24 protein-coding genes and 2 tRNA genes are annotated in these 24,524 nt (G+C 71.4%); 16 read left to right on the plus strand and 10 right to left on the minus strand.

Features of this window, described 5'->3' with window-relative positions:
- The first annotated feature begins 29 nt into the window (after positions 1 to 29).
- The 3 genes from R2737_06280 (at position 30) to R2737_06290 (ending at position 2,375) form a co-directional block, all read left to right on the plus strand.
- The gene (locus tag R2737_06280; GenBank protein MEZ5115858.1) at positions 30 to 983 is read left to right on the plus strand and encodes a hypothetical protein; all 954 of its coding nucleotides are present in this window, start codon (positions 30 to 32) and stop codon (positions 981 to 983) included.
- A 46-nt stretch (positions 984 to 1,029) separates the two neighbouring features.
- Positions 1,030 to 1,104, plus strand: a tRNA-Ile gene (locus tag R2737_06285).
- Positions 1,105 to 1,520: 416 nt separating this feature from the next.
- On the plus strand, positions 1,521 to 2,375 hold the full coding sequence (locus tag R2737_06290) for a carotenoid biosynthesis protein (GenBank protein ID MEZ5115859.1): 855 nt from the start codon (positions 1,521 to 1,523) through the stop codon (positions 2,373 to 2,375).
- Between the two features lie 415 nt (positions 2,376 to 2,790).
- On the opposite strand, the gene R2737_06295 is transcribed toward R2737_06290, so the two are convergent.
- Positions 2,791 to 3,354 (minus strand): hypothetical protein, encoded by a 564-nt coding sequence (locus R2737_06295; protein MEZ5115860.1) that lies wholly within the window; start codon positions 3,352 to 3,354, stop codon positions 2,791 to 2,793.
- Positions 3,355 to 4,322: 968 nt separating this feature from the next.
- Between R2737_06295 and R2737_06300 the strand changes: the two genes are divergently transcribed.
- A complete protein-coding gene (locus tag R2737_06300) occupies positions 4,323 to 4,949 on the plus strand; it encodes an HNH endonuclease signature motif containing protein (GenBank protein MEZ5115861.1) in 627 nt (208 codons plus the stop codon).
- Between the two features lie 7 nt (positions 4,950 to 4,956).
- Here the strand turns inward: R2737_06300 and R2737_06305 are convergent, their stop codons facing one another.
- The gene (locus R2737_06305) at positions 4,957 to 5,271 is read right to left on the minus strand and encodes a DUF202 domain-containing protein (protein ID MEZ5115862.1); all 315 of its coding nucleotides are present in this window, start codon (positions 5,269 to 5,271) and stop codon (positions 4,957 to 4,959) included.
- Positions 5,272 to 5,282: 11 nt separating this feature from the next.
- Positions 5,283 to 5,624, minus strand: coding sequence for a DUF202 domain-containing protein (locus R2737_06310; GenBank protein MEZ5115863.1), 342 nt, complete (start codon positions 5,622 to 5,624; stop codon positions 5,283 to 5,285).
- A gap of 49 nt (positions 5,625 to 5,673) precedes the next feature.
- On the opposite strand from R2737_06310, the gene pta reads away from it, so the two are divergent.
- From pta to R2737_06325, 3 genes are all read left to right on the plus strand, one after another.
- A complete protein-coding gene (gene pta / locus R2737_06315; GenBank protein MEZ5115864.1) occupies positions 5,674 to 7,764 on the plus strand; it encodes a phosphate acetyltransferase in 2,091 nt (696 codons plus the stop codon).
- Positions 7,761 to 9,002: an acetate kinase gene (locus tag R2737_06320; protein ID MEZ5115865.1), complete on the plus strand. Its 1,242-nt coding sequence runs from the start codon at positions 7,761 to 7,763 to the stop codon at positions 9,000 to 9,002. Before pta ends, R2737_06320 begins: the two co-directional genes overlap by 4 nt.
- 224 nt (positions 9,003 to 9,226) lie before the next feature.
- Entirely contained in the window at positions 9,227 to 9,640 is a 414-nt protein-coding gene (locus R2737_06325) for a hypothetical protein (GenBank protein MEZ5115866.1), read from the plus strand.
- Between the two features lie 23 nt (positions 9,641 to 9,663).
- Here R2737_06325 and R2737_06330 read toward each other — a convergent pair whose 3' ends face one another.
- The 3 genes from R2737_06330 to R2737_06340 form a co-directional block, all read right to left on the minus strand.
- Positions 9,664 to 9,849, minus strand: a complete 186-nt coding sequence (locus R2737_06330; GenBank protein ID MEZ5115867.1) for a hypothetical protein — start codon at positions 9,847 to 9,849, stop codon at positions 9,664 to 9,666.
- Positions 9,850 to 10,073: 224 nt separating this feature from the next.
- A complete protein-coding gene (locus tag R2737_06335) occupies positions 10,074 to 10,556 on the minus strand; it encodes a PAS domain-containing protein (GenBank protein ID MEZ5115868.1) in 483 nt (160 codons plus the stop codon).
- A 105-nt stretch (positions 10,557 to 10,661) separates the two neighbouring features.
- Positions 10,662 to 11,336 carry a response regulator transcription factor gene (locus tag R2737_06340; GenBank protein MEZ5115869.1) on the minus strand — a complete coding sequence of 225 codons (675 nt, stop codon included), beginning with the start codon at positions 11,334 to 11,336 and terminating at the stop codon, positions 10,662 to 10,664.
- 184 nt (positions 11,337 to 11,520) lie between these two features.
- Between R2737_06340 and R2737_06345 the strand changes: the two genes are divergently transcribed.
- From R2737_06345 to R2737_06360, 4 genes are all read left to right on the plus strand, one after another.
- Positions 11,521 to 11,952, plus strand: a complete 432-nt coding sequence (locus R2737_06345) for a DUF1801 domain-containing protein (GenBank protein MEZ5115870.1) — start codon at positions 11,521 to 11,523, stop codon at positions 11,950 to 11,952.
- Between the two features lie 192 nt (positions 11,953 to 12,144).
- A complete protein-coding gene (locus R2737_06350; GenBank protein ID MEZ5115871.1) occupies positions 12,145 to 13,380 on the plus strand; it encodes a peptidoglycan-binding domain-containing protein in 1,236 nt (411 codons plus the stop codon).
- A gap of 180 nt (positions 13,381 to 13,560) precedes the next feature.
- Positions 13,561 to 16,173: a cation-translocating P-type ATPase gene (locus R2737_06355; protein ID MEZ5115872.1), complete on the plus strand. Its 2,613-nt coding sequence runs from the start codon at positions 13,561 to 13,563 to the stop codon at positions 16,171 to 16,173.
- Between the two features lie 46 nt (positions 16,174 to 16,219).
- Positions 16,220 to 17,881, plus strand: a complete 1,662-nt coding sequence (locus tag R2737_06360; GenBank protein ID MEZ5115873.1) for an alkaline phosphatase family protein — start codon at positions 16,220 to 16,222, stop codon at positions 17,879 to 17,881.
- Between the two features lie 50 nt (positions 17,882 to 17,931).
- On the opposite strand, the gene R2737_06365 is transcribed toward R2737_06360, so the two are convergent.
- Positions 17,932 to 18,696 (minus strand): GNAT family N-acetyltransferase, encoded by a 765-nt coding sequence (locus R2737_06365; protein MEZ5115874.1) that lies wholly within the window; start codon positions 18,694 to 18,696, stop codon positions 17,932 to 17,934.
- A 329-nt stretch (positions 18,697 to 19,025) separates the two neighbouring features.
- Here R2737_06365 and R2737_06370 point away from each other — a divergent pair, with 329 nt between their 5' ends.
- The gene (locus tag R2737_06370) at positions 19,026 to 19,268 is read left to right on the plus strand and encodes a hypothetical protein (GenBank protein MEZ5115875.1); all 243 of its coding nucleotides are present in this window, start codon (positions 19,026 to 19,028) and stop codon (positions 19,266 to 19,268) included.
- Here the strand turns inward: R2737_06370 and R2737_06375 are convergent.
- Positions 19,261 to 19,647, minus strand: coding sequence for a hypothetical protein (locus R2737_06375; GenBank protein ID MEZ5115876.1), 387 nt, complete (start codon positions 19,645 to 19,647; stop codon positions 19,261 to 19,263). The two genes, R2737_06370 and R2737_06375, sit on opposite strands and share 8 nt — an antisense overlap.
- A gap of 385 nt (positions 19,648 to 20,032) precedes the next feature.
- Between R2737_06375 and R2737_06380 the strand changes: the two genes are divergently transcribed.
- The 4 genes from R2737_06380 to R2737_06395 all read left to right on the plus strand — a co-directional run bounded on the left by R2737_06380 (position 20,033) and on the right by R2737_06395 (position 22,681).
- On the plus strand, positions 20,033 to 20,869 hold the full coding sequence (locus tag R2737_06380) for a TIGR04255 family protein (GenBank protein ID MEZ5115877.1): 837 nt from the start codon (positions 20,033 to 20,035) through the stop codon (positions 20,867 to 20,869).
- Positions 20,866 to 21,612, plus strand: a complete 747-nt coding sequence (locus R2737_06385) for a helix-turn-helix transcriptional regulator (protein ID MEZ5115878.1) — start codon at positions 20,866 to 20,868, stop codon at positions 21,610 to 21,612. The genes R2737_06380 and R2737_06385 overlap by 4 nt, the downstream gene beginning before the upstream one ends.
- On the plus strand, positions 21,609 to 22,493 hold the full coding sequence (locus R2737_06390) for a hypothetical protein (protein MEZ5115879.1): 885 nt from the start codon (positions 21,609 to 21,611) through the stop codon (positions 22,491 to 22,493). The genes R2737_06385 and R2737_06390 overlap by 4 nt, the downstream gene beginning before the upstream one ends.
- 115 nt (positions 22,494 to 22,608) lie before the next feature.
- Positions 22,609 to 22,681: transfer RNA gene (locus R2737_06395), tRNA-Arg, on the plus strand.
- Positions 22,682 to 22,709: 28 nt separating this feature from the next.
- Here the strand turns inward: R2737_06395 and R2737_06400 are convergent.
- Positions 22,710 to 23,543, minus strand: a complete 834-nt coding sequence (locus tag R2737_06400) for a DUF2252 family protein (protein MEZ5115880.1) — start codon at positions 23,541 to 23,543, stop codon at positions 22,710 to 22,712.
- Positions 23,471 to 24,445 (minus strand): DUF2252 family protein, encoded by a 975-nt coding sequence (locus R2737_06405; GenBank protein MEZ5115881.1) that lies wholly within the window; start codon positions 24,443 to 24,445, stop codon positions 23,471 to 23,473. The genes R2737_06400 and R2737_06405 overlap by 73 nt, the downstream gene beginning before the upstream one ends.
- Positions 24,446 to 24,524: the final 79 nt, after the last annotated feature.

The raw sequence follows: 24,524 nt of genomic DNA on the forward strand, positions 1-24,524 counted from the left end.
CGGGGTCGCCGTACCGCGAAGGAGGCCTCATGTCGGTGTCCGCTGCCGTCGCGGTGGCCGTCTACCACCCGGGGGAGGGTGGCGGCGCGGAGCTGGCGAACTGGCAGCGCCGCATCGACCAGGCCGCGGCCCGGTTCCCCGGGTTCATCGGGGTGCAGGGCGCGGCGCTGAGCTCGGACCCGGACGCGTGGGGCGTCGCGATCGGGTTCGACGGGCCGGACAACCTGCGCCGCTGGCTGGACTCCCCGACACGCCAGGCCCTGCTGGCGGAGGCGCTCGACCGCGAGCTGGTGAGCCGGGCCTACTCGGACGTGGTCGTCGTCGAGGGCGAGCAGCCGCCGGGCGGGGTGGCGGTGTTCCTGCACCAGGTGCGGCCCGGCGCCGAGGAGACGTTCATCGGTGCCCAGGAGGCGCTGCAGTTGGCCGCCGGGCAGTGCGACGGGTTCGAGTCGTCCGTCGTGTTCCCGCCCGGTCCGACCGCGGGCCGCTGGATGACGGTGCTGCGGTTCTCCGACGACGACGGGCTCTCGAGGTGGCTGGACTCGCCCGTGCGCGCGACCGCCTTGGACGTGCTGGAGTCCGCCTTGGCCGAGGACTTCGAGTCGTACGCCACCGGGAGGACGTTCGGCGCCATCGTGCGCGTGGAGGACGGCGTCCCCGAGGTCACGCCGCAGTGGAAGGTCGCGATGACCGTCCTGCTGGTCCTCTACCCGACGGTGATGCTGTTGACGAGATTCGTCGGCCCGGCCTTCGCGGAGACGGGGATGCCGTTCTGGCTGAACATGTTCCTCCAGAACATCCTGAGCGTCGCGGCACTCACCTGGCTGCTGATGCCGTCGGCCAGCCGGCTGCTGAGGCGGTGGCTGGACCCGGTGGACGGGCGGTCGCCGCGGGTGTCCTGGCGGGGGGTTCTGGTGGTCGCGAGCTGCTACGCGGTGTCCCTGCTGGTGTTCGCAGTCGTCCCGTTCCTGGAGATCACCTGACGTCTGGCAGGACGGGTGGATCCACCCGGCTACCCTGGGCCGACTCGGGGCGGTAGCTCAGCTGGTCAGAGCGGCGGACTCATAATCCGACAGGTCGTGGGTTCGAGCCCCACCCGCCCCACTGTGACCCGCTGCGAGACAAGCGAAACGGCCCCCCGCGTACGAAGCGCGAGGGGTCGCGTTGGGGTCAAGTGACCCCTACCGTCATCCGCGGGGCTTCCGGACTCGGTCGGCGACGGCCGAGGTCGCCTGACCGGCCTCGGACTCCCACACGCCTCGGCCCCTGGGTAGGAACGCCAGCTGAAGGCCCGCCCCGAGCGATGCTCGGGGCGGGCCTTCGCTGTTGTGCGGTGCCGTGCGGCACCGGGGGATGCGTCGCGCCCATGGCGGGCAACGAGCCGCGGCGGCCCCCTAGCGTGTGGGCAAGCTCAGTTCCTGCAGTGGACCCTCGGGAGGTTTCACATGGCGAAGCCCAATCAGGCAGCAGCGGTATCCGATACGCCTTCCTCCTCACCGCGCCCCAAGCCAGCATCCTTGGTGGTCATCACGTGGGTCCTCGGCGTGGCGTACGTCGTGGGCCTCGTCGTGGCGACCACGAACCCGAGCCTTGCTCCCGGGGTCATGTCGATCGCGTTGAATATCGTTCTCGTCACGACGGCGCTGGTCCACGGGTTGTCCCACTATCGGCTGGGTGACCTGGCCGTCTACTACGTCGCTGTTCTCATCGTCGCGAACGTCATGGAGAACACCAGCATCATCACGGGGTTCCCCTTCGGCCACTACTACTACACGTCGGAACTCGGCCCGAAGTTGTTCAACGTGCCGATCATGATCGGCATCATCTACGCGGCGGCTGGCTACTTCGCCTGGGTCGTGGCCATGTCGATCACGCGGGTCTGGTCGCGTCAGCTGCGCGGTGGTGAGACCTGGATCGTGCCTCTCGTGGCCGCGTTCTGCATGGCGGCCTGGGACTTGTCCATGGACCCGATCAAGTCGACCATCCAGAGTGAGTGGGTCTGGGAGGACGGCGGAAACTACTTCGGCGTCCCGATCCAGAACTGGTTCGGCTGGTTCCTGACCGTGTGGATCTTCTTCCAGATCTTCGGCCTGTGGATGTCGCGGCGCGGCGCGGCGGGCACGCCGGACTCCGATGGCTGGACCTACCGTGCCGGCAAGAGTGACTGGCTGTTCCCCATCTTGATCTACTTCGCCATGGGTCTGCAGGCGCCGTTGGGGGCGCTCCTGGGCTCCACCGAGCAGGTCACGGATGGCGCAGGGCAGGTGTGGTCGGTCGCGGTGATCAAGGACTCGTTGACGTTGGTGACCATCTTCACGATGTGGGCGTACAGCGTGTTCGCCGTCATCAACGTCGTTCGGTCCTACCGACGTTGACCGACCGGCCCGGACTGTTCGGATTGCGCGCGCAGATCACCGAACGGGCGGGGCGACCCGGTGGCAGGCGCGCTCGGCGTCACCTCTGCCCTGTCGGCGGGTCGTCGGCCGGTGCATCGTGGTGGAGACCGGGGGTGTTGCGCGTCCGCCTTCTTGGCAGGCCGGTTGGTGGATGATCGGTTCTGGCGGGAGGGAGTCGACATCGATGTCCAGACAGCCCGTGATTACGCCTGAGAATGAGATCTAGACCGTGCCGGCGTGCGCTGTCCGGTGAGGTGTCGATCGCGGATGCGGCCCGTAGGGAGAAGGTGTCCGAGCAGTCGATCGGGCGGTGGAGCGCGGAGTCCGCGTGGTCGACGAGGTGGCCCGAGTCGCGGCCGCGCTCGAGCAGTCCCTGTAAGGTCCGGGGTCCCGGTCAGCCGGCGAACGTGAGGCCGCGAGTCACCTTCTTGATGTCGGTCAGGGTCAGCCGCGTCGACCACAGTGTCACCAGGGTCGGCTGCAGCAGGGACGAACCGGCGGGCAGGATCACCTCGGTGTAGCCGCCGTACTTCTTCAGCCCGGCGGTCCCGATCTTCTTGCAGCTCCAGTACGACCCGGGGCACAGGACGAACACCCGGGCCAGCGCGCCGTCGACGGAGAACGTGGCGACCAGGGCGACGGGGGCGGGGCCGTCCTCGCAGTTGTTCTGGGACTCGAAGATCTCGAATCCGCGACCGTTGACGGATCCGTACTGGGCGGCGATCTGCTCGTCCAGTCCGGGTGCGGCGCAGTCGAGGAGCTTGAACGACTTCATCTTCAGTCCCAGCGTCTGGGTCGGCGCGTAGACGGAGTAGTCGAGACCGACCTGGGCCTGCTCCCACTTCGGCGACGGGGTCGCTGCCCGCGCCGGGAGTGCGGGGAGCAGCGCAGCGACGAGCGTGACGAGGACGGCGACGGCCAGCAGCAGCGGCGCGGGACGGCGGAGGGAGTGCGTCATGGCCGGAACGTAGCGGCTGGCCTGGCCTCCGGTGGCCGATGCGACGAAAGTGGCTGGAGTGCAACAGATTTCCTGCGCAGACCCCTTGCCGCGGGCGACCGTCGGCCGGTAGACTTCGTACATAAGTTCGACGTCACGGGGGAGTCGATGGGGCCGCAGCAGTACGCCGAGGCGCTGGAGCAGGTGCGCGCCGGGATGGCGGTCCTGGCCACCGCGGCCCCCGAGGACCTGCCCGCGTCGGTGGCGGCCGACGCCGCGGTGGTGCTGCAGCGGGTGCTGGCCCGCGGCGAGGCGGTACTGGCCACGGTCGAGCGGCGGGTCGAGACGTCGGGGCTGTGGGCCGCCGACGGGGCCCGGTCGGCCACGGCGTGGCTGACCCGGCACACCGGTGCCTCGCGCGGGAGGTCGGGGCACGGCTCACCGCGGCGCGGCGGTGCGAAGAACGCCCGGCGTTCGCCGCCGGCTTCGCGGCCGGTGACGTGCGGGTGCGGCACCTCACGGTCCTCGCGGCCGCGCTGGACGGTCCGGGCGAGGCGCGGCGGGTGCGCCGGGAGCGCTTCCTCGAGGTGGCCGAGGCGTTCGCGCAGGTGGCGGCCGCGGCCACACCGGCCCGGTTCGCCCGCGAGCTGGCCCGCTGGTGCGAGCGCGTCGACCGCTGGCCGCGGTGGAGACCGACCTGTCGGCCTGGCAGGACCGGCGGCTGGTGTTCACCGAACTGGGCGACACCGTGCTGTTCGAGGGTCGCTACCGCGGGCCGAGGGCCGGCTGCTCCAGCGCCGCTGCGAGGCACTGGCCAAGGCGCAGGCCACGCAGCGAGCGGGGCGGACGCCGACCCGATGCCGCCGGCGGCGGCGAGGTCGACGGCCACGGCGGTGCCGAGCGCGAGGCGTCCGCTGCTGTGCCGCGTGCGGCGCGGTTGGTGGATGCTGCGCGCTGGTGGAGGCAGCCGCGGCCGCAGGAGGGTGCCGATGCTCGACGGCGTCCCGGCACAGGTGATCGTCGTCGTCCCCGCACCCGACCTCGGCACCGTCACCGCGGGGTTGGGCGGTGCGGCGGGGCCGGGCGGCGGTGCGGCAGGACCGGGAGTCGGTGCCGCGGGACCGGGCTGCGGGCTCGGGCCGCCGGGCAGCGCCCCACCCGGTGGGCGACGGCAGGGGCCGGTGCTGCTGGGCAACGGCCACGGCCCGGCGCCGGTGAGCCGGGAGCAGGCGCGACGACTGGCCTGCGGCGACGCCGAGGTGCGCCGACTGGTCACCGACGCCGACGGCGTGATCACCGAACTCGGACGGTCCCGACGAGTAGCGTCACGAGACCAGCGCCGCTACCTGCTGCTGCGCGACGGCGGCTGCCGCTTCGCCGGCTGCGGCATGCCCGCCGACCGCTGCCAGCCGCACCACCTGCTGCACTGGGCCGACGGCGGCGGCACCGACGTCGCCACCATGGCCTGCCTGTGCACGCACTGCCACCACCTGGTGCACGAAGGCGGCTTTGCCCTGGCCGGTGACCCCGAGGCCGAGCTGATCACCCTGCGGCCCGACGGCACCGAGGTCGGCCGCACCATCCCGGTCCCCGTACCCACCCAGCTGGCCGTCTGACCGGACGTCACAGCCCGCTGACGACCCACAGCCCGAGCAGCCCGAGGGCGATCGGCGCACCGACGACGACCACCGCGGCGCCCGTCCCCATCGGGTGCGGCTCGGCCGCCCGCAGCTGCCGCTCGCGACCGAGCATGACCGCCGACAGCAGCAGGGGCACCGCGATGGGGGTGAACGCGAGGGCCACCGACTCGCTGTGCCGGTAGGCCACCAACCCGACCAGGACGGCCACGGCGGCCACCGCGACCGCGGTGCGGTGCCAGGCCAGCGCGGTCCGGTGCGGCTGCAGCCCGGGATCCACGTCGGTCGGGTCGTCGTCCACGGGGTGCACGGTCAGGAGCCCGTGAGGATCGCCACGACCAGCGCGAGCGCCAGCGCCGCGACGCCGAAGGCCAGGACCGCGGCCATCGGCTGGCGTGGCAGCCGGGTGTGCGACTCCATCGCGCGCTGCACGCGGTGCCAGTGCACCCAGCCGCCGGCGGCGACGACCATCCCCATCACCAGGGCGACCAGGCCCACCACCCGCGTGGTGCCGCTCGGCCCGACGGTGACGTACTGCTCGACCGCGACCCCGCCCGCGACCAGCCCCAGGCCGGTACGGACCCAGGCCAGGAAGGTACGCTCGTTGGCCAGGGTGAAGCGGTAGTCCAGGTCCGACTCGGCGTCCTCGGGCACTGTGCGAGGGTAGCGAGCGCAGGTGCGGCCGACGCGGCAGGATGACCGCGTGGCCCGAGCCGTCTACCTCACCTCGGTCGAGGCGGAGAGCGGCAAGTCGCTCATCGCCCTCGGCCTGCTCGAGGCGCTGTCGCGCGACGTCGACCGGGTCGGCTACTTCCGTCCGGTCGTGGCGGCGGGCGGGGCCGACCCCGCGGTGACCCTGGTACTGGAGCGCTACCGGCTGCGGCAGTCCTACGAGGGGTCGTACGGCGTGACGACGGCCCGCAGCCGCTCGGTCGGCGACAGCCGCACCGAGCCGGCCCTCCTCGACGAGGTGCTGCGGCGGTACGAGGCCCTCGCCGAGCAGTGCGACGTCGTGGTGGTGGAGGGAACCGACTTCGCCGGGGCGTCCGCGGCGTTCGAGTTCTCGCTCAACGCCGACCTGGCCCGCAACCTCGGCGCGACCGCGCTGCTGGTGCTGCGTGCGGCCGAGCACCGGGTCGACCAGGTGCGCGGCGCGCTCGACGCGGCGATGTCCGCGCTGGAGGAACGCGGCGTCCCGCTGCTCGGGGTCGTCGTCAACCGGGTGGAGCCGCAGGTGACCGACCGGCTGCGCGCCGAGCTCGCCGACTGCCGGGTGCCGGTCTGGTACGTCCCCGACGCGCCGGAGCTCCGCCAGCCGACGGTGCGCGACGTGGCGCACGCGGCCGGGGCGCGGCAGCTCTCCGGGTCCGAGGCAGCGCTGGGCCGGGACGTGGAGCGGATGCTGGTGGCGGGCATGGGCGTCGGCCCGCTGCTCGGACGGCTCACCCCGGGCGCCCTGCTCATCGCCGCCGGCGACCGGGCCGACGTCATCACCGGGGCTCTCGTGGCGCGGCAGACCGAGGCCCTGCCGAGTCCTGCGGCGCTCCTCCTGACCAACGACCTGGAGCCGGATCCCATTCTGCTGGAAGCGATCCGTGGCATGCCCGGACCCGAGATGCCGGTCTTCGTCACTGGGTCCGACACCTTCATGACCGCCAACGCGGTGTCCGAGGCCACGCACGTGATGACCGCGGCCGACGGCCGCAAGCTGGCGACGGCGCTGGCCCTGGTCGAGCAGCACGTCGACGTCGACGCGGCCCTGGAGCGGCTGCACGTCTCCGCGTCGGACGTGGTCACGCCGTTGATGTTCGAGCACCGACTCGTCGCGCGGGCCCAGTCCGACCGCCGGCGCATCGTGCTGCCCGAGGGCGAGGACGACCGGGTGCTGGCCGCGGCGGACCGGGTCCTGCGCCGCCAGTCCGCCGACCTGGTGATCCTCGGCGACGAGGACGACATCCGCGAGCGGGCGGACAGCCTGGGGCTGGACCTGTCGGGGGCGGAGATCGTCGCGCCGGCGCGCAGCGCCCTTCGGGTCGGGTTCGCCGAGGAACTCATCCGGCTGCGCGGCAAGCGCGGGATGACCTCCGACGTCGCGTGGGACCTCGCCTCCGACCCGTCGTACTTCGGCGTCCTCATGGTCAACGGTGGCCACGCCGACGGCATGGTCAGCGGGGCGGCGCACACCACCGCGGACACGGTGCGCCCCGCGCTGCAGATCATCCGGACCCGGCCGGGCGTGGGGATCGTGAGCAGCGTGTTCTTCATGGCGCTGGCCGACCGCGTGCTGGTGTTCGGCGACTGCGCGGTCAACCCGGACCCGGACGCGTCGCAACTGGCGGACATCGCCATCTCGTCCGCGGCCACCGCCGAGGCGTTCGGGATCGACCCTCGGGTGGCGATGCTGTCGTACTCCACCGGCGGCAGCGGCTCGGGCAGCGCGGTGGACAAGGTGCGCGAAGCCACCGCGCTGGTGCACGAGCGGGCCCCGCAGCTCATGGTCGAGGGGCCGCTGCAGTTCGACGCCGCCGTCGACCCGGAGGTCGCGCGCACCAAGCTGCCTGACTCGCCGGTGGCCGGGCGGGCCACGGTGCTGGTGTTCCCCGACCTCAACACCGGCAACAACACCTACAAGGCGGTCCAGCGCACGGCCGGCGCGGTGGCGATCGGCCCGGTGCTGCAAGGACTTCGGCTGCCGGTCAACGACCTGTCCCGCGGCGCCACCGTGCAGGACATCGTCAACACGGTGGTGATCACCGCGATCCAGGCCCAGCAGGCACGCGGGGCGGAGGCATGAGGCCGGTCCTCGTCATCAACTCCGGCTCCTCGTCGGTGAAGTACGCCCTCGTCGACCCGCGGTCGGGGGAGCGCCCGGCGATCGGGCTGATCGAGCGGATCGGCGAGGCGGAGGGACGGATCTCCCACCGAGCAGTGGCCGGGGACGGATCGGTCGAGGACGTCGTCGAGGTGCGCCGCGTGGCAGACCACTCCGAGGCGTTCGCTCTCATGGACGAGGCCTTCGCGACCGCCGGTCCGCACGGCCCCGACTACGAACCGGTCGCCGTGGGACACCGGGTGGTGCACGGCGGCGACCGGTTCGCCGCCCCGGCCCTCATCACCCCGGAGGTGGTCGCGGCGATCGAGGCGTGCGTGCCGCTGGCACCGCTGCACAACCCGGCCAACCTGCTGGGCATCCGCGCGGTGCTGGCCGACCGGCCCGGTCTGCCGCAGGTGGCGGTGTTCGACACCGCGTTCCACCAGTCGCTGGCACCGGCCGCCTACACGTACGCGGTGGACCGGGGCACGGCGGAGCAGCACCGGATCCGGCGCTACGGCTTCCACGGGACCTCGCACGCGTACGTCAGCAGGGCGGCGGCGGAATACCTGCGCGACGAGCACGGCGTGCCGGTCGAGTCCTCCCGGATCGTCACGCTGCACCTGGGCAACGGCGCCAGCGCGTGCGCGGTGCTGGGCGGTTCCAGCGTCGACACGTCCATGGGACTCACCCCGCTGGAGGGCCTGGTGATGGGGACCCGGTCCGGGGACCTCGACCCCGCGGTGATCCCGTACCTGGTGCGCTCGGCCGGGCTCGACGTGGAGTCGGTCGACGCGCTGCTGAACAAGCGCAGCGGCCTGCTCGGCCTGTGCGGCAACAACGACATGCGCACGGTCCTCGACCGCGTCGCGGCCGGGGACGCCGCGGCCACGCTGGCGCTGGACGTGTACGTGCACCGGATCCGGCACTACGTGGGCGCCTACCTCGCGGTACTCGGCGGGCTGGACGCGTTGGTCTTCACCGGCGGCGTCGGCGAGAACGCGGCCCCCGTCCGCGAGCGGGTCTGCGCGGGCTGGGACGACCTGGGGATCGGGATCGACCCGCAGGCCAACGCGGGACGGGGGGCCGCGGACGGTCGGGACGCGGGGCCGGTGCGGGACGTCTCGGCCACCGGATCGCGGACGAGGGTGCTGGTGGTCCGCACCGACGAGGAGCGGGAGATCGCGATGGCCGCGGTGACGGTGGCGGGAGTGGCCTGAGCGCGGACGTGACGCGGCGCCCGTGTGGCGAGTCGGCTGACCTCGTTGGTGTGTCCGCTGCGCACGGGCGCTGTGTCTGATGTGGTCATCGGCGCCGGGAGAGGCCGTCCGTTGGGCCGTTCGGGCGATCCGGATGCGGGGGGACTACGGTCGGAGGTGACGGGCGCCCGGCGCGGGCGACCGCCGTCGTGATCCGGACCGACGCTGGAGGACACGTGAGCCCCGTGAGCAGCACCTCGCCCTCGGACCGGGACGACCTCGGTCGTCTCATCGTGCTGAGCGGCGGCGAGGTCGACGCGCTGGACTGGGAGCCGCTGCGCGGACTGCCGGGCGTGCACCACAAGGTGCTGTGGCGGTCCGGCGACGTCGTTCTGGGTCTGATCCGGGTGGATGCGGGGGCGGAGAAGCCCGCGCACAGCCACCACGGCGCCCATCACCACATCCTGGTGACGCAGGGCAGCTGCACGATGGTGGGGACGCCGATGGACACCGGCGCGTACGCCTACATCCCGCCGGGCGTCGAGCACGAGGTCACCGACGTCGGTCCTGACGGGGTGACGTTCTTCTACACCTACCGGCCGCTGGAGGTGCCGGCCACGGTCGGCCTGGTCGAGGGCGACCACGGCCACCCGGTCTGAGCCGGGGTCAGCCCCTCAGGGCGTCAGCCCAGCCCGGGCAGGGCGTCGAAGCGCCGCGGCATCCGCCGCGAGTCGTCGGCCAGCCGGCCGAAGGCCGACGAACGGGTGACCCCGACGGGCGCGGTCGACACGTCGCCGAGCTGCTGCACGCGCTCGCGGCCGCGGGCGGTGAGGTCGTCGGAGCGGACGTCGTCGAACGAGCCGAGCATGGGTGGGGTCTCCCTCCGGGGGGCGGCCGGATGCCGCCGGTGCGCTGACGTCCCGGATCTACCCCGCCGTCGGCTGGCCGAAACCCCCGGCCTGGGACCGGTGTGAAGTAATACCCCCAGGGGTATGATGTGACCATGCCCGCGCCCGCCCCCCGCTGCGTGCTCGACCGGTCCCGGCCGTGCAACTCCTGCGTCGCTGACAGCCCGCGGGAGTGCCCCTACCCCTACCTGCTGGCGGACGAGCCGCGACCGGTCACCACCGGCGCCGCGGCCGACGCCGAGCCGTCGAGGTCGACGTACTCGCACACGTAGAGCACCGGGTCATCGCGCAGGTCGCGGACCAGGCGCACCGTCGTGCGCACGCGGACCGGGTCGTCCCCCGGCCGCCGGACGCGGTCCTCCAGGGCGACTGTCCCCGACGGCTCCTCGGCCACGTCGACGAACGCCGCCGTCACCAGGGGCACGTCCTCGGGGGGCGCGAGGTCCGGGGCGGGCCGGCCGAGGAACCAGGAGCGCGGCCGGCCGGCGAGCCGGCACAGCGCGTCGTTGACGTAGCGGATGCGCTCGTCCAGGCCCACCGCGGCCAGTCCCGCCTCGGCGTGGTCGGCCCAGGGCCGGTAGGGAGCGGTCGCCAGCCCGCCGGTGTGGGCGGGGACGGCGCCGGTGAGCACGGCGGCGGGTGGAGGGGAGACGGTGGACTGGGTCACGATGAACACCCCCGATCGGTCACTCGACGCTACGCCGACGCCCGCACGGCAGCCACGGTGCCGCCACCCGATCGGACGCGGGGATCCCCCGCGGCCCGACGCGGATCACCCCTGGGGCTGGGAGCGCTCGTTGAGGAAGATCAGCGCGGCGGTGAGCCGGCGGTCGGTGCTGCCGTCCGGCGGGAGGTCCAGCTTGCGGAAGATCTGGGTGATGTGGCCCTCGACCGCCTTGACCGTGATGGACAGCCGGTCGGCGATGCCCTTGTTGCTCAGGCCGCGGGACAGCTCGGACAGCACGTCGTACTCGCGCCGGGTCAGCTCGGCCAGGCCCGGGTGGCCGCCGCGCCCCACCAGCACGTCGACGGCGCTGGAGTCCAGCGACACCACGCCGGTGTTGGCATCCTCCAGCGCGCGCACCAGCGTGCGCGGGTCGTCGACGTTGCCGTCGATGAGGTAGGCGACGTTCTCGGGACCGGACTCCAGCAGGGTGCGCACCAGGCCGTCGCCGCTCGGTGAGACCACCACCAGCGACAGCGGCTCGGGGTCCTCCCGCACCAGCCGGGAGACCTCGCCGAGCTGCGGGCCGGCATCGGTGCCGGCCGGCAGGCACAGGACGACCGCGTCCGGCGAGGGGTCCGCGTCCAGCTGAGCCGGCAGCTCGTCCACCGTGCAGGTGCGCCGGACTGTGACCTCCGGCTGCCCGGACAGCAGGCAGGCGATGCCCTCGCGCGTCAGGGACACGTCGCCCGCGACCAGGACCTCCATCGCCGGTTCGACCATCGGGCGGCCTCCTTGTCGTCGGTGCCCACGTCGTCAGATGTCCGCGTCGTCGCCCTCAGGCTATGCGCTCGGGGTCGGCGCGGGTGGGGATCCCCCGGATCCGCAGGGCGGCGGGTCCCTCACTCCCGGGGGCGAGCGGTACCGTCCGGCGTCCGGGTGCCGCCGAGCGACGCGGGAGTGCGGGATGGCCGAGTCAGCGCTGGAGACGTACGTCGCGGGCCTGTCCGACGAGGACGCCGCCGCCGTCCGGACCCTGGACGCCGCGATCCGGAAGGCGCACGCCGGCTTCGACGTGGCGGTGAAGTACCGCATCCTGATGTACGCCCTCGCCGGCGACTGGCGGCACTGGGTGGTCTCCGTGGACGTGACGAAGCGGGGTCCCGCGCTGCGGTTCCTGGCCGGAGTCATCATGGACGACCCGCGCGGCGTGCTGCGGCCGGGGACGTCGACGCTGATGACCTGGGACTTCGACCGCGGTGCGCGGATCCCGGTGACGGCCGTGCGCGCGTACGTGCGGGAGGCGGTCGCGAGGTACCCCGACTACCGCGAGCGCGCCGAGGAGATCACCGCGCAGGCCCGGGAGGCGCACGGCCGGCGCGGTCCGCGTCCGCGCTAGTGGGCCGACGATCACCGAAGTGAGCCCAGCGGTTGCTACCCGGGTGTCCGCACGTCGGGTAACGACCCGTCGGCTCACTTCTGCGCGGGAGGCCCGGGGAAGGAAGCCGGTGGTCGCCCCCTCCCGCAACGGCGCTTCCGCTGTTACCGTGCTCAAACGTCACGCACGTGTCTTCCCGAACCACCACACACCATGCGGACCACCCACCCCATCCGTCTCAGCGTCGCCGCCAGCCTGTGCGTCGCCGCCGGATGGCTCACGCTCGCACCCGCCGGCCTCTCCGGCGCGGTGACCCGGACGTCCGCGGACTCCTCCGCCGGCGCCCGCACGGCACCGCGCGGCCTGCCCGCGACCGGCAAGGCCTCGGCCCGCGTCGCCCAGCCCGCCAGCCCGTACGTGCCCCAGACCTCCTGCGACCCGGTGGCCAAGCCCGGGGTGGTCGCCTTCCGCGACCTCGTCCTCGCGACGTACCGGGTGGGCCAGGACTGGGGCATCACCCGCGAGTGCACCGTGGGCGGGGTCAGCGAGCACAAGGAGGGCCGGGCGTGGGACTGGGGCGTGGACTCCACCGATCCCACCCAGGCCGCCGCCGCCCGCGACCTGCTGCGCTGGCTTCTGGCGCCCGGGCCCGACGGTGCTCCGGGCTGGCAGGCCCGTCGGCTGGGCGTGATGTACATCGGCTGGAACAAGCGGATCTGGGGCGCCTACCGCGCCGCGGAGGGCTGGCGCCCGCTCCCCGCGGGGTGGAACCCCCACACCGACCATGTGCACTTCTCGTTCTCCTGGCCCGGGGCGGTCAAGGCGACCGCGTGGTGGACGGCCCGGCCCGCGGCCGCCGACTACGGACCCTGCCCGTCGTACGAGGGCGGACCGGCGCCTCGGCGGCGCGCCGTCGGTGCCAACCACCAGCCCTGCCCCCCGGCGCCCCCCGCGCCCGTCGCGCACGGGCGGCTGCTCTGGTACGGCTCCAGCGGCGGCGACGTCGCCACCCTGCAGGCACGCCTGGGAGTGTCACCACAGTCCGGCTGGTACGGCCCCCTCACCGCCGATGCGGTCGCCGCGTGGCAGGCGGCTCATGGGCTGCCCCGCACCGGCGTCGTCGACGCCCGCACCCGACCGGGGCTGCTCCCCGCCCCGCCGGCCGCGGCCGGTGCACGTCCCCAGGCGACCGCGGGTGAGTCACCGCCGAGCCCGCAGACCCGGCGGCTGCTGGTCCACCGGTTCGGGTCGAAGATCCTCCGCCCCGGGAACCGCAACAAGGCCGTGCGCGCCGTGCAGAAGCTGCTGGTGATGCCGGTGGCGCACCGCACCGGGTTCTTCGGACCCCTGACGCGCGCCGCGGTCACCGCGTACCAGACCCAGCGCGGACTGGTCGCGGACGCCGTCGTCCGCCCGGCGATGTGGGAGCTCCTGCGCGTGGCGCCCTGACCGCCGCGGCCGCTGACGACGTCGTCTCTCACGGACCCGGTCGGACCTCGGCGAACGCGGGCCCCCCGTCCGGCCGAGTACGCCACGGTGACCACGGCCACAGGGCCGTGGCGTTCGGCACTGACAAGACGACGCCGGCGGGAGCATCGTGGTGCGCGAACACCTCGAGGAAGCGACGCCGTGACGGTCACCTCCGCGCAGCCCCGGACCGGCCTGTCGACCCGGGAGGCCGCCGAACGCCTCGCCATCGACGGGCCCAACGAGCTGCCGACCGCGAAGCCCCGCAACCTCGCCCGCCAGGCCTGGGACGTCGTACGGGAGCCGATGCTGCTCCTGCTGCTGGGTGCCGGCACGGTGAACTTCCTGCTCGCCGAGCCACTGGACGGCGCGATCCTGATGTCGTTCGTCGTGGTGGTGATCGGCATCTCGCTGTACCAGGAGCACAAGACCGAGAACGCCCTGGCCGCCTTGCGGGACCTGTCGTCGCCGCGCGCGCTCGTCGTCCGTGACGGCGTGCAGCTGCGCATCCCGGGGCGGGATGTCGTCCGGGGGGACACCATCCTGCTCGCCGAGGGCGACCGCGTCCCCGCGGACGGCGTGCTGGTCGAGAGCGTGAACGTCAGCGTGGACGAGTCCGCCCTGACCGGGGAGTCAGTGCCGGTCCGCAAGGTGGCGTCGCACGACGATGCCGCCACCTACCGGATGGGCCGCCCCGGCGGGGATGCCACCACGTGGGTGTTCTCCGGGACGCTGGTCGTGAAGGGACATGGGGTCTCGGTCGCGCTCGGCACCGGCAGCGACACCGAGCTCGGCCGGATCGGGACCCAGTTGCGCGAGATCGAGACCGGCCGCACGCCGCTGCAGCGCGAGGTCAACCGGCTCGTGGCCGTCATCGCCGTCATCGGGGTGCTCGCCGCCGTCGTGGTGGTCGTCGTGTACGGCCTGACCCGAGGCGTCTGGCTGGAAGGACTCCTCGCGGGGATCGCGACCGCGATGGCCATGCTGCCGGAGGAGTTCCCGGTGGTCCTGACCGTCTTCATGGCGCTGGGCGCATGGGGGATGTCGCGACGGCGGGTGCTGACCCGGCGGGCCGCCGTCATCGAGACACTGGGGTCGGCGACGGTCCTGTGCGTGGACAAGACGGGCACGCTCACCCTCAACCAGATGACCGTCCACGCGTTCGTCGTCGACGGGCGCACCATCCTCGTCGGCGACGGACCGCTGCCCGAGGACGCGCGAGCCGTCGCCGAGTCCGCCGCGCTGGCCTGCCCGCCGGAGCCGTTCGACCCGATGGACCTGGCGTTCACCTCCGTCCGCGACCACCACCTCCCCGACTCGGCGCGCCCGCCGGCGGGTTCCGAGCTGGTCCGGGAGTACCCGCTGACGGAGCAGCTGCTGGCCGTCACGCAGGTGTGGCGCGTGCCGGGACGCCACGACCTCCAGGTCGCGGTCAAGGGCGCACCCGAGGCCGTGACCGGACTGTGCGACCTCGACCCCGACCGTGTCGGTTCGGTCACCGCCGAGGTCGAGCGGGCGGCGGAATCCGGCCAGCGGATCCTCGCCGTGGGCCGGGGACGCCACTCCCCGGACCGGCCGCTGCCGGACGACCCGCGCGGGTTCGACCTGGAGTACCTCGGCCTGGCCGCCCTGTACGACCCGGTCCGGCCGGGCGTCGCCGACGCGGTCGCCGAGTGCGCGCACGCGGGCGTGCGCACGATCATGATCACCGGGGACTACCCCGCCACTGCCCTCGCGATCGCGGACGAGATCGGGTTGGACACCGGCTCGGGGTGCATCACCGGGCCCGAGCTGGAGCGACTGTCGGACGACGAGTTGACGGACCGGGTCCGCCGGGTCAACGTCTTCGCCCGGATGGTGCCCGAGCAGAAGCTGCGCCTGGTGCGGGCACTGCAGTCCCACGGGGACGTCGTCGGCATGACCGGGGACGGCGTCAACGACGCCCCCGCGCTGCGGGCCGCCGACATCGGGATCGCGATGGGGGCCCGCGGGACCGACGTCGCCCGGGAGTCGGCCGACCTGGTCATCACCGACGACGACTTCGGGTCGATCGTGGGAGGGGTCCGTCAGGGTCGCGGCATCTTCGACAACCTGCGCAAGGCGATGGCGTACATCATCGCGGTGCACGTGCCGATCGTCGGGATGGCGTTGGTCCCGGTCTTCGTCGCGGAATGGCCGCTGGTCCTGCTGCCGGTGCAGATCGCGTTCCTGGAGCTCATCATCGACCCGGCCTGCTCCGTGGTCTTCCAGGCCGAGCAGGTCGACCCCCGCATCATGGACATCCCCCCGAGGGGCCTGGGCGAGCACATGCTCCGCGCCCGTGTCCTGGTGCTGTCGATCCTCCAGGGCCTGTCCGTGCTGGCGATGGTCCTGGCCGTGTACGTGGTGGCGGTCCTCGCCGACCGGCCCGACGAGGAAGTGCGGTCGATCACCTTCGTCACGCTGGTCATCGGCAACCTGGCCCTGATCCTGGTCAACCGCTCGTGGCGGCTCCCGGTATGGCGGACGTTCGCCGAGCGCCGCAACCCGACGTTGAAGTGGATCCTGGCCGGCGCCGGGATCCTCCTGGTCCTGCTCATGAGCGTGCCCGCACTGCAGAACGCCTTCGGGTTCGGCCCGGTCACGCCGGCCGACTGGCTGCTGGCGGCCTCGGCCGGGGTTCTCGGGGTGCTGTGGTTCGAGGCGTACAAGAGCCTCCGTCTCATCCGACAGACTTCGCGGGGTCGGGCGACAGGCGGCCCGGCCTGCGAGCAGGATTCACCTCGGGCGTCGTGACGCGGCCGCCGAGACCGCGCCGAACGCCGGACCGAGGAGAGCCGCCATGGCAGCGCAGGACCGTTCCCACGCGATGGACCACGTCATCGTCGTCCTCTTCGAGAACCGATCCCTGGACAACCTGCTGGGCCACCTGTACGGCCCCGACGACGGCAGGTCGTTCGAGGGCGTTCTCGGCGCCGAGCTGAGCAACCCGGTCCCCGACTGGGCCGAGCACCAGCCGCCCGACGGCAGCGGTCGGGTCGCCGTCCACGTCGGCGACTTCATGGACGCGCCCAACCCGGACTCCGGCGAGGAGTACTTCCACACCAACACCCAGCTGTTCGGCGTCCTCGACGACCAGAACCGGTTCGCCGGTGGCGACGACATCAAGCCTCCGTACAACGCCCCGGCCGACGGCGCCGTCCCCACGATGGACGGCTTCGTGGCCGACTACATCTCGTTCTTCACCTGGGAGATGGGCCGGCAGCCGACGTATGAGGAGTACGCGCAGATCATGCAGTGCTACACCCCCGAGCAGGTGCCGGTGCTGAACGGCCTGGCCCGCGCATTCGGGGTGTTCGACCACTGGTTCTGCGAGGTCCCGTCCCAGACGTTCATGAACCGGTCGTTCTGGACGGCCGCCACCTGCACCCCGCTGCCCACGGGCGGGACGACCAACTCGCCCGTCGGCCACTGGGTGCACGACAACACCGCAGAGACCCTCTTCAACCGGCTGGAGGCCCACGGCCGGACGTGGAAGGTGTACGTCGAGGGCGATACCGGCGCCTCCCTGACCGGCCTGATCCACTGGCCCCGGCTGCACGAGCGCTTCGCCACGCACTTCGTGCCCTTCAGCGAGTTCGAGAAGGACGCCGCGGCCGGCGACCTCCCGGACTTCGCGATGATCGAGCCGAACCTGTTGGTGGGCCACGGTGACTACCACCCGGCCGCCGGCGCCGCGCTGGCCAAGGGCCTCCACCTCGACGTCGACGTCCCGTCGTCGATCCTGTCCGGCGAGGACTTCCTGCAACGGGTCTACGACGCCTACCGCGGCATGCGCTCCCCCGAGGGGGCGAACGTGTGGAACACGACCCTGCTGATCGGCTGGGACGAGCCGGGCGGCACGTACGACCACGTCCCGCCCGGTCCCGTCCCGGCGCCCGACCCGGCGGCCCCCGCCGGCCAGTTCGGGTTCCGGTTCGACCGGTCCGGGTATCGGGTGCCGGCCATCGTCGTGTCGCCGTGGGTGGAGCCCGGCTCGGTCTACAACGCCGAGCACCGACACACCTCGCTGATCGCGACCCTGCGGCGGCTGTGGGACATCGGCGACGCCTTCACCGAGCGCGACAAGGTCGCGGCGCCGATCGACTACGTCTTCAGCCGAGAGACGCCCACGGGCCCGGAGCAGTGGGACGTCCCCCGGGCGAACCCGGTGCCGCAGTGGCAGATCGACTGGGAGGCCAGCGACCGGACCCTCAGCACCCTCGGCAAGGTCGCCATCCCCGGCCTGATCAAGACGGCCCGGCAGAAGGGGTGGCCGGTCCCGCCCCAGCTGGAGGACCCGAACTTCCACCTGACCACGAACCTGGCGTTCCACGCGCAGCAGCTGCTCTTCAAGCACATCTGGCCGCTGCTGGGCCCACAGGGCCAGGATCTCGACCAGCTCAAGGCTCTCGTCGCGCAGGACCTGGCGGAGGCCACGACGCCGGAGGCATCGGCCGGGTGAACGACCCGGGGCGTCGCGGATTCCGGCTCACCGGAGTCCGTCGACCGCGGTCATCCTGAGTCGGCAGAGGTCCAGAACGGCCACTCCTCGAGCACCCGGAAGCCCACCCGCCGGTACACGCCGAGGCCGGGTGGGGACGACTGCAGCCACACCCACCTGGCCCCCTCGGCCAGCGCCGCCCGGGTCGCCGCGGCGGTGATCGCAGCTCCGTACCCATGCCCGCGACGCTGGGGCGGGGTGGCGACGTTGAACACCCCGACGCTTCCGTCCGCCGTCGGGATGGTCAGCGCCGTGGTCACCGCCACCTCGTCGACGAACCCCAGCCAGCACTTCTGGTCCGGGATGACGTCGGTGGCGCGCATCATCTGCTCGTACAACGGCACCAGGCACTCGAAGCCCGACGCCGCCACCTCCACGTGCGTGCCGCGCTCACCCGCCGTCGCCTGACGGACCGTGAGGTCGCCGACCTCGGCGTCGCCCCTCAGCACGGCGGGGTCCTCGACGGCCATCAGGGGGACGGACTGCTGCGCCTCGAGGGCGTGCTCCGCGACCGCGACCCGCGCAGCCTCGGCACACCCCGGCCGTACCTGCACGCAGTACGGCACTCCGCGAGCGGCCACCTCGCCGACCAGGTCGGCGACCTGGGTCGGCGACGCCTCGGCGCCGTGGACCCAGACGCCGTTCATGGTGGGGAAGGGGACGCCGCTGACGACGGCGAGGACGCCGGGCTCCTCGCGCACCCACCCCCCGGGCACTCGGATGCCCAGACGCCGGAAGAGATCCACGACGGCCGCCGCGGTCGCCTCACCGTTCATAGTCGACTCCGTCTCATCCGGTCCGCGAGTGCGTCGGCCACGCCCGGCGACGCCGGCCCGTCAGTGGCTGCCGCAGCCATGCGAGCATGGCTCTGTCGGACTGCATACTGTTCCGACCCCCGGCCCCGTAGGACGTCCGAGAAAGGGTGGTCGAGGGCGCTGATTGAGCGCGTTTCTCGGACCTTGTGAGCCCTGTCCTGCAATCCGGTGTCGTGCTGGATCTAGAAATGCCTAGGTTCGCCTGAGGTCGTCACGCGGAGTTACTTGGGGACTTTCGGACGCCTGAGAGCAGTGGTTTGAGTTCGCGGGCCGGCCTACCGTCCCGCGCCATGACCGACGGGCATCGCCACGACAGAACGCCGCTGCTCCTGGTGCGCGAGGGGGTGGGCGAACTGTTGCTGTTCGGGAACCCTGAGGAGCCTCAGTCGCTGGACGCTGCCTGGTTCAAGCCGGACGTGCCAGGTGGCCAGTGGGTCCGGGTACCTGACGGGATGGTTGAGGAGGTGGCCCGTTCGACGACGTGGAAGCAGGCGCTGCTTCGCATCGAGAAGGCCCGCCGCTGGTTCAGGTGACGGGGTCGATCGCGATCTCCAGTTCTTGATGTGGGCCCTCGGGATCGGTCATGCCGAAGATGACGATCCGGGTTGGGTGTCCGTCCCAGCCCTGCGTGATCATGCCTTCGCGGGCTTCGCGGATCTCGGCCTCGAACTCCTCGTGGACTGGTCGATCGACTCGTAGCGGGCTCTTCACGACGAGCGCCCTTCCTTGGTCGCCACGTTCCATGTCGGCGAGGACCTGTGTGTGAGGGTCGGTGCGCAGGGCGATGCTGTGTCCTGGCTTTCCGATGTAGAGGTCGATCGCCACGGCGTCGTACCCCCAGGGCAAGACCACGGGGATGACCGGCCGCTCGGTGACCTGCTCCGTGTAGTGGCGCAGTTCGGTTCGTGGCACCGAGATTCTCAGGGCGTGTTCCCACCCGGGCGCGATCTCGACGGAGCCTGGCGCGGCCGCGCGCGCTCAAGAGCGGCGCTTCGCTGCCGTGGCACCCGCACGACGCCCGGCAACTTGCCACCGCCTTCCGTGACGGCCAGGCCATGGCGTCCTGAACCCGGCGCCGCGGCAGATGTCGCGACATCGCCTCACCGGCGGGCGGCCGGCGCCGTAATGCGCGCCGAACCTGCCCAACGCTTATGCGGCCGACATCCGCGAAGGTCAAGAACTTCGCAAAACGGACATATACATCACAGATCCGCGAGTTTGAGCGTTCAGTGGAGGTCCGGGCGGACCGATAGGTAGCGTAAAGCGCACTGTAAAGTCGAGTGTAAGGTGGCGCGTGATGAAGATGGACAAGCCCTCACTCGTGTTCGTCATCGCGGCCGCCCGTTTCGCGCAGGCGCCGCTCGACCTTCTCCATGACGCCGATCGCACGTCGCAGTTCCGCTCCGCGATCCAGCGCCCCCTGGCCGCTGCTGGGCTCTCGCAGGTTGACGTGAGCAAGGGACGTCAGTTCAACATCGCAGCGAACGCCAACGGCGAACTCCAGGTCAACGCCTTCGAGGCCTCTGTCCTGACGGCCGCCGACCCGTCAAAGCAGGTTGCGGTAACAGTCGACCCCGGCGGGATCTCGGTGCGAGCCACCGCCGACGCCTACGTCACGCACGAGTGGTTGTTCGGACTACTCGACATCGCCCTAGGGTCGCTCGCAGCCTCGGCACCGGAAGTGCGCTACGCGAGGCTGGGCCTTCGATACCTGGATCTGGTGTTGCCCGCCGAGCAACACGATGTCAGCGACTATCTGTCTGGTCCGTTCGCCGTAGACATGTCCACCGCTCATGTGCCATCCCAGATGAACCTGGAGGAGTACGTCCAGGTGGCGGTGCTGAGCCAGCCCAAGAGCAGAGCAAGGCTGGTCGCAAAGTGCTTCCGGGGAAGCGGCAAGGTCCAGATCCCGGCAGACATGGCCGATGCAGTGGTCGTTCCAGCACTCCCCGACGCCCCGAGCGGCTTCGCTCTACTCGACATCGACCACTTCATCGAGGCAGCAAGTCCTGCCGAAACCATGGGCGTTGACGATCTGCGCGCCGAACTAACCTCGCTACACCAGGGTGTCAGGGACGTGTTCGTTAGCCTGCTGTCCGATCACGCCAAGACGGAATGGGGGGTGACGGAGTGACGACAATCGTTGGCCACGACGTCGTAGATAACGTCGAGCGTGCCATCAACTACGAGTCCACCGGAGAGCGCGAGCACCTCATCGCGACACCGGTAAGCACTCAGTGCAGCAACTTCGCCATCGTCTACGTCAACAACGAAGCCATCCCGATTGGGGAGCCGGTGTTCGCCACCGGCATCATGGCGCACAGCCTCGACGACCTTCTGCCGCATCATGCTGAACTGCGCATGACGCGCACGATCGACCTCTTCGCCAAGGCGATGACCGGGAACCTCCTCGGCGGCCTGAGCGAGTCCATCCTGAACGCGACCGTCCTGATCGACACGAGCCAGAAGGATGCAGCCCTTCTCGCCGACTCGGTGATCTCAGGGTTTCACCTGACCAAGACACAGTTGGCGTCCATCGCTGGCGTTTCCCGCCAATCGGTCCACGGCTGGCTGCGCGGTGCCCAGGACATGAGCCCGGCAACATACCGCCGGCTGACTCATCTGGACCATCTGCTCACGGCGCTGGCAAACGCAGGGGTGCGGCGCCCAGGGGCGGCTCTCGCTGTTCCCATCTTCGAGGGCCGCCGTTCGGCGGCCGATCTGATTCGCGACGATGAGTGGGATGAGGTCCGAGACACAGCCCTTCTCGTTGGGCAGGCCACCACGCGACCCCGACCGGCATCGGTAGACATCGACACCGAGCGTGTCATGCGCGAGGTCGACCGAGCAGGACGCTTCCTGTCGAGGGATGAGTGACAGCCTCACCTGCCCGTCGAACACAGGGATCGCTCGTAGCCGCCGGCGACCCTGTGCTCGAAGAGATCAAGAAGCGATACCAGTACACCTGGCGCGAAGACGCCCGCTGGATCATCACGACACATGAGTGCTGCTTCGAGTCTGACCAGGTCACCTCGCTTGAGGTGATGCAAGCGACCTACACGGATCACGAACCGGACTCGTGGGCCCAGACAGGTCAGAGCGCCCGTCAGATCGCCCTCCCGTTCGGAGAGGGATGGCTCCTGGTTGAGTCTGACCGTCGCGTCGTGCTGCGGAAGACCAAGAAGCAACGAGGCAAGGTGGGCCTGGAGAACTTCCTAGTCGACGACACACGGTTCGACATCTTCAGGAACTGGCTCGGACACAGGTACTCCCGGCCAGCGCTACCGGACAAGGTGAGCGAGTCGCTGTCGAACCGCGGCATCAACCGCGGGATGGCTGACCTTCTGCGTGAGCGCCGAGAGACGTACCGAGTGCTGATCACGGGCCACGAGGGGGCAGACGAGTCAGGCGACGCCGTTATCGGGATCAGCCTCGTGATTCTGCTGGACGGAAGCGAACTCGTCGGGCCCCCGTACGACGCGGAACGAGAAGCATGGCTCGACAAAGTTCGCTCGCTCAACTGGGCTACCGACGCTCCCGGCGACCAAGGAGTGGCACTCGATGAGGTGCGCTTCGACTCCGCGCGTGAGATGTCCGTGGCCGAGTTCGCCCAGTACGGGGTGGTCGACTTCGAGTTCATCTCGAACTCGTACTCGCTGGAGCGCCAGGACCATGCCCACGGCCACCGAGAACCGTGGTGGAAACTCTCCGGATGGTTCACGTCCGTGCGCAATCGCCTTCCGTTCCCAAGGCGTTAGCCGGCGCCCTGGCTGGCCACCGCCCCTGACAAATCTCAGCACCACGGACCCGTAGGCTTTGCCCCGTACGAACACGGTCCGTTACCTGTTTCTCGGACGCATGGTCGTACGTGCCGGCCCCGTAGCTCAGGGGATAGAGCAGCGGTTTCCTAAACCGCGTGTCGGAGGTTCGAATCCTCTCGGGGCCACGCGATGTCGATCTTCCGCGGAAGATCGCTACGGCGCCGTCGGCTCGGTGGCCGGCGCGCTCGCCGCCGCCTTCGTCGCCGGGGCTTTCCTCGTCGTCGCAGCCCGCGTCGCCGCCGTCTTCTTCGTCGCCGTCTTCCTCGTCGCCGTCTTCCTCGCCGGTGTCTTCTTCGCCTTCGCCGCGGGCTCCGCCAGCCCGGCGTTGCTCAGCGAGTCCACCGCGGTGACGACCTGCTTGCCGCCGGGCTCCTCGTACGCGGTCATCCGCCCATCACGGATGGCGGCCATGAAGGCGGCGTAGTCCTCGTCCACCTGCTGCACGTACGCGGAGCCGAACGCCTCCATCGCCTTGTCGAACGCGCGCCCCTTCCCGAGGTACGCCGCGAGCGCGACCGCGTCGCCGGCCCGGGCATGCGCGCGCGCCAGGGTCCGGCCGGTGACGACCGCGAACCGCTGGATGCGCAGCTCGTCGAAGCGGGAGGGATCGGGGGACCACTTCATGTCGCGCAGCTGGCGCACGTAGAAGCTGCGCCCCCGCGGGCCGTCGATCCAGCCGAGGAAGGAGTCGCTCGCGGCCTGCATGAGGCGCTGCCCGACGACGACCCGTCGCCCATGCCGGGTGTACGCCGAAGGCCTGGTGAAGGCCTCCAGCACGGACGACTGCGCCTGCTTGACCTGCAGCACCATCAGGTCGTCGTCGTCGCGCCCCTGCAGCAGGAACACGAACGCGAGCAGCCCGACACTGCCGACCCCGACCACCTTGTGCCCGAAGTCGATGATCTCGTAGCGCTTCAGGAGCTCCTGGCGGTCCTCCTGCAGGGTCGCCCGGTACTCGCGGAACAGCTGGCGGAACAGGGCCGCCACGTCATCGTCGAGGTCGAGCCTGGCCAGCACGGGGGCTGCGAGCGGAAGCGGCGCTGTCCGTCCACGACCTCGGTGAGCTTGGACACCGCGGACCAGGAGTCCCGCGAGCGCGCCTTCTCCGCCGCCGTGTCGATGATCCGGCGCGCTCGCCTCGCGAGCTCCTTCGACGTCGGGACCACCTCTGAGCCGGTGATCGTCGCGTAGACCCCGGCGAGGTCCAGCCGCTCGTACCACAGGTCGATCTCCGGCATCTGCGCGAACTCGGCCATCGACGTCCGGTACGAGGCCGAGGCGGCGGTCGCCGCCTCCTGGCCGACGCGGTCGGACAGCCCGGAGTCGCGGGCGGCCAGCAGGAACGACGTCACCAGCCGCTTGACGTCCCACTCGAACGGACCGGGGTGGGTCTCGTCGAAGTCGTTCACGTCGAAGACCAGGGTGCGGTCGGGGGCCCCGAAGACGCCGAAGTTCGACAGGTGGGCGTCCCCGCACAGCTGCACGTCCAGCGCGGTCCGAGGCTGCGAGGCCAGGTCCGAGGCCATCACCAGCGCGGACCCGCGGTAGAACGCGAACGGGCTGACCGCCATCCGGGCGTGCCGCAGCGGCACCAGATCCTGCACCCGGGACTCCTCCTGGCCCATGAGCAGGGCGACCGGGTCCGGGCGGTCCGCCGCCGGCAGCCACGCGCCGAGCTCACTGCGCGGGACCTCCGCTCGAGCCACGCGCCCCCGCCGCCGGCGGTCCTCCAGCGTGGGATGGACGACGGGCCGGACGTTGGAGGCCTTGGCCAGCCGCTGATGCAACTCCTCCTCGGCCTCGATCAGGTCGCGGTCGAACAGGTCCGTCACGCTGCCGGGCTTCGCCCCGGGACCGCCCGCTACGGGCGTCCCGCCACTGGTTGCCATGCCCGGAGCGTAGGACCCGCGCAGCCGCGCGGGGCGCGGTTGCCGGAGACTCCGCGGCCTGCTGTTCTGTCCCCACGGA

This window comes from Candidatus Nanopelagicales bacterium (genome assembly GCA_041393815.1).
Classification (GTDB): Bacteria; Actinomycetota; Actinomycetes; order S36-B12; family JAWKJK01; genus JAWKJK01.

Coding starts and splice junctions, on each gene's coding strand:
- R2737_06280 (MEZ5115858.1), top strand. CDS start 30: ATGTCGGTGTCCGCTGCCGTCGCGGTGGCCGTCTACCACCCGGGGGAG.
- R2737_06295 (MEZ5115860.1), bottom strand. CDS start 3,354: ATGACGCACTCCCTCCGCCGTCCCGCGCCGCTGCTGCTGGCCGTCGCC.
- R2737_06300 (MEZ5115861.1), top strand. CDS start 4,323: ATGCTCGACGGCGTCCCGGCACAGGTGATCGTCGTCGTCCCCGCACCC.
- R2737_06320 (MEZ5115865.1), top strand. CDS start 7,761: ATGAGGCCGGTCCTCGTCATCAACTCCGGCTCCTCGTCGGTGAAGTAC.
- R2737_06330 (MEZ5115867.1), bottom strand. CDS start 9,849: ATGCTCGGCTCGTTCGACGACGTCCGCTCCGACGACCTCACCGCCCGC.
- R2737_06340 (MEZ5115869.1), bottom strand. CDS start 11,336: ATGGTCGAACCGGCGATGGAGGTCCTGGTCGCGGGCGACGTGTCCCTG.
- R2737_06345 (MEZ5115870.1), top strand. CDS start 11,521: ATGGCCGAGTCAGCGCTGGAGACGTACGTCGCGGGCCTGTCCGACGAG.
- R2737_06350 (MEZ5115871.1), top strand. CDS start 12,145: ATGCGGACCACCCACCCCATCCGTCTCAGCGTCGCCGCCAGCCTGTGC.
- R2737_06360 (MEZ5115873.1), top strand. CDS start 16,220: ATGGCAGCGCAGGACCGTTCCCACGCGATGGACCACGTCATCGTCGTC.
- R2737_06365 (MEZ5115874.1), bottom strand. CDS start 18,696: ATGAACGGTGAGGCGACCGCGGCGGCCGTCGTGGATCTCTTCCGGCGT.
- R2737_06370 (MEZ5115875.1), top strand. CDS start 19,026: ATGACCGACGGGCATCGCCACGACAGAACGCCGCTGCTCCTGGTGCGC.
- R2737_06380 (MEZ5115877.1), top strand. CDS start 20,033: ATGAAGATGGACAAGCCCTCACTCGTGTTCGTCATCGCGGCCGCCCGT.
- R2737_06405 (MEZ5115881.1), bottom strand. CDS start 24,445: ATGGCAACCAGTGGCGGGACGCCCGTAGCGGGCGGTCCCGGGGCGAAG.